The 9,523-nt window shown below is 38.8% G+C and carries 7 protein-coding genes and 1 riboswitch; of the genes, 6 read left to right on the top strand and 1 reads right to left on the bottom strand.

Annotated features, from left to right (window positions below; all coding sequences use genetic code 11):
- Nucleotides 1–520: 520 nt before the first annotated feature.
- Complete coding sequence (locus HGC4_RS10550) at nt 521–1,696, bottom strand: esterase (RefSeq protein ID WP_050710100.1); 1,176 nt, start codon at nt 1,694–1,696, stop codon at nt 521–523.
- 188 nt (nt 1,697–1,884) lie between these two features.
- Here HGC4_RS10550 and HGC4_RS10545 point away from each other — a divergent pair, with 188 nt between their 5' ends.
- The 6 genes from HGC4_RS10545 (at nt 1,885) to cbiD (ending at nt 9,458) form a co-directional block, all read left to right on the top strand.
- A complete protein-coding gene (locus tag HGC4_RS10545) occupies nt 1,885–3,261 on the top strand; it encodes an ADP-ribosylglycohydrolase family protein (protein WP_199327658.1) in 1,377 nt (458 codons plus the stop codon).
- Between the two features lie 66 nt (nt 3,262–3,327).
- Nucleotides 3,328–3,535, top strand: a riboswitch (cobalamin riboswitch).
- A gap of 122 nt (nt 3,536–3,657) precedes the next feature.
- Nucleotides 3,658–4,359 carry a precorrin-2 C(20)-methyltransferase gene (locus tag HGC4_RS10540; protein WP_050710098.1) on the top strand — a complete coding sequence of 234 codons (702 nt, stop codon included), beginning with the start codon at nt 3,658–3,660 and terminating at the stop codon, nt 4,357–4,359.
- A gap of 1 nt (nt 4,360) precedes the next feature.
- Nucleotides 4,361–5,512, top strand: coding sequence for an ABC transporter substrate-binding protein (locus tag HGC4_RS10535; protein ID WP_050710097.1), 1,152 nt, complete (start codon nt 4,361–4,363; stop codon nt 5,510–5,512).
- Complete coding sequence (locus HGC4_RS10530) at nt 5,509–6,543, top strand: iron ABC transporter permease (RefSeq protein ID WP_050710096.1); 1,035 nt, start codon at nt 5,509–5,511, stop codon at nt 6,541–6,543. Before HGC4_RS10535 ends, HGC4_RS10530 begins: the two co-directional genes overlap by 4 nt.
- 84 nt (nt 6,544–6,627) lie before the next feature.
- Nucleotides 6,628–7,641: an ABC transporter ATP-binding protein gene (locus tag HGC4_RS10525; protein WP_050710095.1), complete on the top strand. Its 1,014-nt coding sequence runs from the start codon at nt 6,628–6,630 to the stop codon at nt 7,639–7,641.
- A complete protein-coding gene (gene cbiD, locus HGC4_RS10520) occupies nt 7,638–9,458 on the top strand; it encodes a cobalt-precorrin-5B (C(1))-methyltransferase CbiD (RefSeq protein ID WP_050710094.1) in 1,821 nt (606 codons plus the stop codon). The genes HGC4_RS10525 and cbiD overlap by 4 nt, the downstream gene beginning before the upstream one ends.
- The last annotated feature ends 65 nt before the right edge of the window (nt 9,459–9,523 follow it).

Here is a 9,523-nt window from a genome sequence, read left to right as displayed (position 1 = left end):
AAATATTTTTTCTTTTATATAATTCTGATTTGTGGCACAAAGTTATATAAAATTTGATTCATTAAGCATAAAGTTACAACAAATTATTTCCTCAGAATAAATTTTTCTACAAAAACCAATATCTAATCGATGAATAGATTGTTTTTGTGGATATAATTAAAGTTGTAAAAGAACTCTTTCTTATTATTTAGTAGATATTCACAGCACTACACGGCTATAAGTCTACACTTATATAACAACAAAGTTATGAAAAGGATTGTCAAAAATATCACGTTTTGCTTTTTTTAACAGAAAAACATAAAAATTCAAATAAATGACGCTCTATCTGGCTTCAATTCTAGATAAAATTAAGAAAAAGACCTCTTCGTTGCTGTTAATATCAAACTACATACTATAAACATAAAATCGCTCAAATAGTTGTACAATATGATCTTTTTTAAGATTTATAAAGTTAAAATTAAGAAGATACAAACTAGCACAATAACAAACAACCAGCTATAAATCAACGAAAAGTCTTACACTATTTTTGAAATAGCATAGGTGCAAACTCCGATAAATATAGCCTCCAGTTTGCCCAAGTGTGTCCGCCTTCGCTTTCACGATATTGGTACTTAAACTTCATACTATCCAATTTCGATCTGTAATCTACCACATTCTGAAACAAAAAGTCTGTTTTACCAATAGCTATCCAATAAAGACTATAGCCATTTTCTTGTTGTTTTTTCAATTTAGTATCCAAATCTGTATACATAGGCGAAGCTGCATTTGCAGGAGGTAGAATAGCTGGTGAAAACAACCCTACATAGTCGAATGTATTGGGATAGTTAGCCGAGATATACAACGAGTGGAATCCTCCCATAGAAAGACCTGCAATCGCTCTATCTTGTTTATCAGCCTTCACTCTGTAATTATTCTCTACAAACTTAATTACATCTCCAAAATTAGCTTCCATGTCGCCACTGAATATATCAGGCGCTCTCATATCGGGTTTATAAAAACCTTTACTTGATTCTCCGGGAGCAGCGGTGTTGCTTGTATGCCCGTTGGTCATAACTACAATCATTGGTTTTGCCTTGCCTTGGGCAATAAGATTATCTAATATTTGCGAAGCACGTCCCAAAGCGATCCAAGCCTCTTCATCGCCTCCCATACCGTGCAGGAGATATAATACGGGATATTTATCTTTGCTAGCCTCATATCCGGCAGGTGTATATATAGTTATACGACGGGGGCTGTCTAACTTAGGTGAATCGTACCAACGACGGGCAACCGTTCCATGAGGTACGTTCTCCACTTTATAAAGGTCACCTAAACCGCCTTCAATCAAAAAGATATTCATTACTGTAGCCACATCCCTTATTTGATATACATTATTAGGATCAAGCACTTTCAAACCATCTACAATAAAGGTATAGCTATACAAATCTGATGGTAAAGTGGATGTTGTAAAAGACCAAAGTCCATTTTCATCTTTCTTTAAATCTTGTAATTTAGGAGTCCATCCCTCCGATGGCATCCAATCGCCTTGCAGTTTTACCGACTGAGCACTAGGTGCCAGCAATCTAAAGGTAACACTATTATCAGAATTAATCTCAGGAGAGACAATCTCTACTTCTTTCGAAAAATCGAGATTCTGCTGTGCAGATAAGCCTACGCTTATCAAGCATATAGCTAGTATAAAAAGTATTCTTTTCATGTTATTATTTTAATAGATTCATTTTTTCAAATGTAGTTTTTATTTTCGATAGATATACTTTTAGAGAGAGTGAAATTGACGCAACTATAAAAGATGAGAGGCAGAGGTAACCAGACAAACATTTTAGCTTAAATTTGCCGTATAATAATACAACACGATATACTGCCATGCTAAGAAAAAGTCTGATAATGGATCATCTGCGAGTATTACCTATCGAATACTTGCAATCAAAAGAAGAGGGCAAGAATATACTGAATTATCAGCAATGTATAGATGAGATCATGCAGTCAGATACTTGTGACTTACAGAAAGAGGAATTTGCAGGAAATTTACTCGACGAGATGTACAATTTACCAATAGATGAATCTTTTCCTTACAAAGAGCCATCTACTTTAAAGGAGATAAAAGCTCTTCGTCCAGTTTTTGCATACAAAAACAGTAACACCAACATTTCACCTGACAAATTATTCGATAAAATCTATGGAGCGTGGTTAGGAAGATGTACAGGTTGCTTATTGGGTCAGCCAATTGAAGGATGGAAACTTGCACAGATCAGAGAACTCCTAAAAGACACAAACAATTATCCCTTAACAGATTACATTTCATCGAATATAAAGGATAGCATCAAAGAAAAGCACAGTATTACAGATCAATATTATCTGTTTGGAAATAAGCCAATCACAATAAATTGGATCAATAATATTACTCGAATGCCCGAAGATGACGATATAAATTATACGATTGCTTCACTGCATATTCTTGAAACTTATGGATGGGATTTCAATTCGGATGATGTTGCAGAAAGCTGGCTTTTGAATATACCTTTGCTTCATACCTATACGGCTGAACGGATAGCTTATCGCAATCTGTCTTTGTATAAGTTTCCACCATTATCGGCAGTCTATCGAAACCCTTACAGGGAATGGATTGGGGCGCAAATCAGAGGTGATTTCTGGGGCTACATAAATGGCGGTGATATTGAAATGGCAGCAGAAATGGCATTCAGAGATGCATCTGTATCTCACGTAAAGAATGGTATATATGGCGAGATGTTTGTTTCAGCTATGATAGCAGCAGCCATGACATCGGACGATATTGAGTTTATAATCAATTGCGGATTATCTCAAATTCCTGCAACCTGTCGTTTAACAGAGTATGTGAACATAATTGTATCTGCTAAAAATAACGGGTGGGACGAGGAACAGGTTATTGCCCATATTCATACTTCGTTTGATGAAAAACAAATTCATCATTGGTGTCATACCATACCCAATGCTATGATTGTATGCTTTGCCTTACTCTATGGAAATAAGGATTTTGAAAAGTCTTTGTCTTTAGCCATAATGTCGGCTTTCGATACCGATTGTAATGCTGCCACTGTTGGTTCTATCATCGGGCTGATAAGGGGAGCTTCTCAAATTCCGCTGAAATGGACACCTCCACTTAATGATACAGTTTGTTCGGGTGTAAGGGGTTTCGATGAGGTTTCTATCTCATCTTTAGCTCAACGCACGATAGATATCATTCTGGAAAAAGAGAAAACGAAATGTTTAGCTCATCAATAGATTCCGAATAGTAAGAATACAAGTCATTTTTTCTTTGAATTTCAGAATAATTCCCTTTTAATTCCATATTTTTGCACACGTTTTGGTGGCACAATTCCATATCTACGGAAAAGTGCTGAAAAGGGAATCAGGTGTAAATCCTGAACAGACCCGCTGCTGTAAGCTCCGCCAAACAATCTTTGGATAATACTGATCCACTGTTTCAAGAAAGAAACGGGAAGGAGTTCCAAAGATGGAGTAAGTCAGAAGACCTGCCAAATATGTATATAGTTTAAAGCTCGTGGTTAAGGCTTAAGAACATTCATATTCAAGATATGCTTGGCATATTGCGGCTCTATGTTTCGTATCCTCTTAATTCTGAGTATTGTTTAATTGAATAAAAAGAATTCAAGAGAAATGTATCCAATTGCATTTGTATCGTTAGGACCGGGCGAAGCCGACTTGATCACCCTCAAAGGCTTAAAGACTTTAGAGGCTGCCGATTGTATTTTTTACCCTGCAACCATTATCAAAGAGGATGCTATATCTTCGAGGGCTTTGGATATTATAACCGAGCTGAATATCGACAGCAAAAAAGCAATCCCTTTTCATGTTCCCATGAGTAAAGACCGCTCATTGGCTATAGAAGCCTACCACCGGATATCACAGGAGGCAGAGCAACAATACCTTAAAGGATTGAAGGTAGCCATTGTAGCCGAAGGTGATGCAGGTTTTTACTCGTCTATTCATTATATATTCGATACGCTTACCAAGCAGAATATTCCTGTGGAACATATTGCAGGCATTCCTGCTTTTATTGCAAGTGGTGCTTTGGCAGGCATTCACATTGTGAAACAGGAGGAAGAGCTGAATGTGATTCCGGGGATTATATCGGCAAACGATCTTATCGGAAAAATAGAATCGGGTAAGGTCGTCGTTATTATGAAAGTATCACAATGTCAGGAAGCTGTAAAGGAATGTATTTCAAAGATTCCAACGGCAACATTTCATTATTTCGAGAATGTGGGTGTTAAGGATAAGGAATATTATACTAACCATACTCACGAAATAATTGCCCGAAAATTCCCTTACTTTTCCTTAATGATAATACATCAATAAAATGAAGAATTCAATAATTATTTATTTAGCACTATTTACTTGCACCTTTTTCTTTAGCTGCAAAAACAATCAGCAGATTGATACTAAGAATATTTCGTCAACTGCAACTTCGCCCGATTCGGTTCGTATCGAAGTAAAATATGCACAAGGTTTCAATGTCTCGTATCACGATAATTACAGGTTGGTTGATATTCAAGACCCTCAACACGAAAATGAAACGGTATATCGTTATGCACTTGTCAATCGGGGGCAAAGTCACGAGGGCATACCTAAAGATTACATCGTTATAGAAGTTCCTGTTCAGAAAGTGGTTTGTATGACTACTCTGCAACTTTCGAACTTTATCAAGTTGAATGCTATAGACAAGGTGGTGGGGATGACCAGCACGCATTACCTTTTCAACCAACAGATGAAAGACCGTATCAAAAGCGGACAAGCCAGTCAAATAGGTATCGAAGGTAATTTTGACAACGAGGTGGTTATGGCACTCAATCCTGACGTTATATTCGTATCACCATTTAAACGTGGAGGTTATGAATCTATAAAAGATTTGAACATTCCTTTGGTTACTTTCTTAGGCTACAAAGAAACTACAGCTTTGGGACAAGCAGAATGGATTAAGTTTACCGCTATGCTTTTAGGCATTGAGCAACAGGCAAACCTACAATTCGCTGAAATAGAAAAGAAATATCAGGATCTGATTACTTTGGCTTCAAAGGCTGATAAGAAACCGATTGTTCTGAGTGGCGAAATGCGTTCGGGCAACTGGTATGTAGTAGGAGGAAAGAGTTTTCTGGCACAACAATTCCGTGATGCAGGAGCAGAATATTTCTTGAAAGACAACAACGAAACGGGTGGTATCAATATGGATTTCGAATCGGTATATTCTAAAGGTGCTGATGCCGATTTCTGGCGTATGCTGGTGAGTCACGATGGCGATTATTCATACCAAGCCATGAAACAGAGTGATGCTCGCTATGCCGATTTTAAAGCTTTTAAAGAGAAAAAAGTAGTGTGCTGTAATCTTCGTCAAAAGCCTTTCTACGAAAAAGCGCCTGTTGAACCCGAAGTTGTTTTGGCTGATCTGATAAAGGCTTTTCATCCCGAATTGCTACCCGATCACAAACCTGTGTATTACGAACTATTGAAATGAGCAAAAAGCATTTTACATCATTTGCAATCATATTTGTTTCTATCGTGGCATTCTTTTTCTTGAATCTCATTTTAGGAACTATATCAATCCCCTTGCGCTCCATTTGGAATATTATCTGGAATACGGGAGAGGAATCTATTATCTGGCAAAACATTGTCTGGAAATCACGCTTTCCACAAACCATAACCGCCCTATTTGCAGGAGCAGGATTAGCTATCAGCGGATTGCAAATGCAAACTGTTTTCAGAAATCCATTGGCTGGACCTTCCGAATTGGGAATAAGTTCGGGAGCAAGCCTCGGTGTTGCCCTTATGATATTGCTTTCGGGGAGCTTGGGAGGTGTTGCCCTCAGCAAAGTAGGATTTTTTGGAGAGATAGCCATTTCTTTTGCAGCCATTGTGGGAGCATTTGCGGTGATGGCAATTATTATAGCTATATCGCAACGGATTAGGGGTAATGTAATTCTCCTTATTATCGGTGTAATGATAGGCTATATTGCGAGTGCCATCATAGGTGTGCTTAAGTTTTTTAGTAACGATGAGGATGTGCGGGCGTATGTTATCTGGGGATTGGGCAGTTTCTCGAAAGTGTCAGGCGATCAGGTTTATACATTTGCAGGCATTATGCTTGTGCTTATACCTCTGTCTTTCCTGTTGATTAAAACACTAAATCTTATGTTACTGGGCGAAAGTTACGCTCGTAATTTAGGGTTGAATATCAAGCGGTCACGATTGTACGTCATTACCTGTTCATGTGTACTTACGGCAATCATAACCGCCTATTGTGGTCCTATTGTATTCTTAGGATTGGCTGTCCCTCATTTGTGCAGAACCATATTTCAGACATCCGATCACCGTGTACTTATGCCTGCCGTAACCTTGGCGGGGGCTTCATTATCGTTATTTTGTAATCTGATTGCCCGTATGCCGGGAATGGAGGGTGCATTACCCATCAATTCGGTAACGGCACTTATCGGTGCACCTATTGTTATTTCGGTATTGTTCGGAAAAAGAAGGAATGAAATTACCTAGCAGAAACGACCTTCATTCGCCAAATGTAATGTTTAACGGGCGAATGCAATTCGCTCCTGCAAATGGGAAATAAATAATTTATTGATGGCAAAGTCTAAACAAAAAACCATAGAATTAAAAAATCTATCCATTGGCTATCTTACCAAAAATAACCGAAAGGTAGTTGCATCGGATATTAATGCAGATATATTCAGTGGCGAACTGACCTGTTTATTAGGTGCTAATGGTATCGGGAAATCGACTTTGCTGCGCACATTATCCGCCTTTCAGCCCAAACTGGAAGGGCAAATAAATATCGAGGGGAAAGAAATAGAAACATATTCGGAGAAACAACTCTCTACATTGATAGGTGTAGTTCTTACCGAAAAATGCGACATCAAAAACATGTCGGCACGAGAACTGATAGGCTTAGGTCGAAGCCCTTATACAGGTTTTTGGGGAACACTCAGTGATGAGGATAGAGCAATCGTTGACAAGTCTATATCAATGGTGAAAATCGAAAACCTAGCCTCCCGAATGGTGCATACATTAAGCGATGGCGAACGTCAAAAAGTAATGATTGCAAAAGCTTTGGCACAGGAAACACCCATTATATTTTTAGACGAACCTACTGCATTTCTCGATTTTCCGAGTAAAGTGGAAATTATGCAATTACTTCATCGCTTATCTAGAGAAACGAATAAAACGATATTTTTATCGACTCACGATTTAGAATTGGCTCTTCAGATAGCTGATAAAATATGGCTGATTGACAAACATTCGGGCATCAATATCGGCACTCCCGAAGATCTTTCGCTAAACGGACATCTCACCTCTTTTTTTGCCCGAAAGGGAATTATATTTGATGAGGAAACGGGATTGTTTCGAATCGAAAACACTTATACCAAACAAATTAAATTGACAGGGCATGGACAAATGTACTCTATGGTTCGTAAAGCTTTGCTTCGCAACGGCATATTGGCTACCCGAAATATAGACTCGGAAGATTATATAGAGATTTACAACATTGATAACAAAGAGATTAGAATATATCAATCAGAGAAAGAACCCATTTCGGTTTATAGTATAGAAACACTACTGGAAACATTAAAACTATGATACTTATATTAGGGGGAACTACCGAAGGACGGCATGCTGTAACGGTTTGCGATGAAGCCTCAAAGCCTTATTATTATTCTACTAAAGGCGAATTGCAGGAGATTGTTTGTGCAAATGGCATTCGCCTGACAGGAGCATTAAACGAAAATGCAATGGAAGCCATTTGTATAGAAAAAAACATCCACCTTTTGGTAGATGCTGCCCATCCTTTTGCAGTTGTTCTGCATCAGACAATAGCTAAGGTATCGGAGAAATTAAATATTCCGGTGGTTCGTTACGAGAGAAGTTATGCAGAGCATGACGAAGATATTATATGGTGCGATTCGTATGACGATGCTATTAATTATCTGGAAAGACATCAGATTGATAACCTTCTGGCATTAACAGGAGTAAATACTCTTGTGAAATTAAAACCGTATTGGCAATCGCATAATTGCTGGTTCAGAATATTAGATCGGGAAGAATCGAGACTGCTGGTCGATGAAGCAAAATTCCCTTTCGAAAAAATCATTTATTATCAGCAGGGGGAAGACGATACACCCCTGTTTGAGAAGCTAAATCCCGAGGCGATAATAACCAAAGAAAGCGGCGAATCGGGAGGCTTTAATGAAAAAGTAGCCGTTGCCCGAAAGCTGAATATACCTATATTGGCAGTAAAACGTCCGCCGCTATCGCCCAACTTTATACCAGTTCATGGTGAAAACGGATTGAGAAAAATGATCGAAAAACTGGTTCCCGATTTCTTCGAATTACGCACGGGATATACTACGGGAACTTGTGCAACGGCTGCCACTAAAGCCGCCCTCACTACCCTATTGACTGGAAATTCGCTGGATGAAATAAGCATAACCTTGCCGAGTGGCGAATGGATATACATTCCAATTGCCGACACATCGTTTGGCGACAACGAAGTTACCTGCACCGTGATTAAGGATGCAGGAGACGACCCCGATGTTACCAACAAACAGGAAATAACATCGACCATACGATTAAATCAGGTGGAACGGGGCGTACATTTCTTACAGGGAAAAGGTGTAGGAGTGGTTACTCTTCCCGGTTTAGGATTGGAGATCGGAGGTCCTGCCATCAATGCCACGCCTCGAAAAATGATAAAACGTGAAGTATTCAAAGTGCTTCGGCACAATCAGTATAAGCTGCCCAATCAAAGTATTCGCATTGGTGTAGATGTAACTATCTCGGTTCCCAATGGCGAAGAAATAGCCAAACGTACATTCAATCCTAAGTTGGGAATTATTGGGGGAATATCCATTATCGGAACTTCGGGAGTCGTAAAACCGTTTTCTTCGGATGCTTTCATTCGATCTATCCGTAGAGAAATGGGTGTTACAAAAGCTCTTTATTGTGAGCGTGTAGTTATTAACTCGGGAGCAAAGAGCGAAAAATTCGTAAAGCAGATATACCCCGAATTGCCTAGTCAGGCATTTATTCATTATGGCAATTTTATTGGTGAGACTATCAAAATCGCCTCCGATCTGGGTTTCAAATACCTAACTATGGGGATTATGCTCGGCAAAGCGGTTAAACTTGCCGAAGGTTCACTCGATACACACAGCAAAAAAGTGGTGATGAATAAAGAGTTTCTTTCGGATATCGCCCGACAGAGTGGTTGTTCGGATGACATCATCACAGCAATACAAGGTATCACTTTAGCTCGTCAATTATGGGAAATTATTCCCAAAGCCAACTTCTTTTCACGGATCATACAAAAGTGTCACAAGGTATGTGCCCCTCTCCTTCCTAATGGCGAATTAACCGTTTTTCTGATTGATGAGGAGGGCAGAATAATAAAAGAATAATCTAATTATGGAATTTCAGTATATTGCTGCTCTATAAAATAAACCGACTGCTTTGCCAATGGAGT

Origin of the sequence: Dysgonomonas sp. HGC4 (assembly GCF_001261715.1) — a bacterium.
Lineage (GTDB): Bacteria > Bacteroidota > Bacteroidia > Bacteroidales > Dysgonomonadaceae > Dysgonomonas_A.
The sequence above is the reverse complement of the archived record's forward strand: the minus strand, read 5'-3'. Positions and strand labels throughout refer to the sequence as shown.

Coding starts and splice junctions, on each gene's coding strand:
- HGC4_RS10525 (WP_050710095.1), top strand. CDS start 6,628: ATGGCAAAGTCTAAACAAAAAACCATAGAATTAAAAAATCTATCCATT.
- HGC4_RS10540 (WP_050710098.1), top strand. CDS start 3,658: ATGTATCCAATTGCATTTGTATCGTTAGGACCGGGCGAAGCCGACTTG.
- HGC4_RS10550 (WP_050710100.1), bottom strand. CDS start 1,696: ATGAAAAGAATACTTTTTATACTAGCTATATGCTTGATAAGCGTAGGC.
- HGC4_RS10535 (WP_050710097.1), top strand. CDS start 4,361: ATGAAGAATTCAATAATTATTTATTTAGCACTATTTACTTGCACCTTT.
- HGC4_RS10530 (WP_050710096.1), top strand. CDS start 5,509: ATGAGCAAAAAGCATTTTACATCATTTGCAATCATATTTGTTTCTATC.
- cbiD (WP_050710094.1), top strand. CDS start 7,638: ATGATACTTATATTAGGGGGAACTACCGAAGGACGGCATGCTGTAACG.
- HGC4_RS10545 (WP_199327658.1), top strand. CDS start 1,885: ATGGATCATCTGCGAGTATTACCTATCGAATACTTGCAATCAAAAGAA.